Annotated in this window: 2 protein-coding genes; both read right to left on the bottom strand. The window is 72.3% G+C overall.

Annotation, left to right across the window (positions count from 1 at the left end):
* Positions 1-367: oxygenase MpaB family protein (locus TN53_RS41210; RefSeq protein ID WP_046264014.1), on the bottom strand; the 367-nt coding region annotated here is incomplete at its 3' end.
* Positions 361-837 (bottom strand): MSMEG_6728 family protein, encoded by a 477-nt coding sequence (locus TN53_RS41205; RefSeq protein ID WP_046264015.1) that lies wholly within the window; start codon positions 835-837, stop codon positions 361-363. The genes TN53_RS41205 and TN53_RS41210, both read right to left, overlap by 7 nt.
* Positions 838-857: the final 20 nt, after the last annotated feature.

Raw genomic sequence — 857 nt, 5'->3', positions numbered from 1 at the left:
TCCCACGGATGTGGTCATGGATGTCCCGGACGTGATCCACCGCCCGTTGGGCGTCGTCGGCGGTGCCGTAGGTCGTCACGGCCAGGAAGGTGCTGGTGCGCTGGAGGCGACCCCACGGGTCGCCGCGAAATCCGGAGTGTCCGGCAACCGCCGCCATGGCGAGCGGATGCAGGGACTGCAGGAGCAGTGCGCTGAGGCCGCCGATGAACATCGAGGCGTCGCCGTGGACCGTGCGGATGGGGTGGTCCGGTGCGAACCAGCGCGGGCCGGGGGTGTCGTGGATGCGGGCGCGGTTCGCCGGTCCGTCGGGGCCCGCGACCCGCCGGAACAGGGCCTTGCCCAACTCTTCCCGGACCGCCGTCAGCACGGTTGTGCCTCCCTGTCGGACGCGGGCCACACGTACGGGAGGTCGTCGGGCACGCCGGGGAACAGCTCGGCGTACGCCTCCGGGGCCTTGCGGACCAGTGCCGAGCGATGGCTCTCGTGGAAGGCCTCGTCGCCGTGCCAAGGCGGTAGTTCGCCGGCGGCGGTCAGTTCCGGCTGGCCGCGCACCTGGACGCCGGGGCGCACCGCGGTCAGTCCGGCCACCAGGGAGGCGGCGCAGCTGTCCTGGTGCCCCTGTTCGCGCCAGACCCGGCAGATCTCCAGCCCGTACCGTACGAGTGCCTCCTCGTACCCCGCCCACATCCGTACGGCCGGTTGCCGGCGCCAGCCGTATCCGGGCACCGTCAGGCCGCGCAGGACCTGCAGCGCCTCGACCCGCTGTTTGCCCAGCCGGCGCCGGTCCAGCAACTGGGCCGTCTGCCGGAAGTCCGGGTGGGGCAGAAAGGTCTGCATCGCGGTCGGCTCACTTCCTG

It is taken from the genome of Streptomyces sp. WM6386 (genome assembly GCF_000972385.1).
GTDB lineage: Bacteria > Actinomycetota > Actinomycetes > Streptomycetales > Streptomycetaceae > Streptomyces.
Note: the sequence above shows the minus strand (reverse complement) of the source record. Positions and strands in the feature narration are given on the sequence as shown.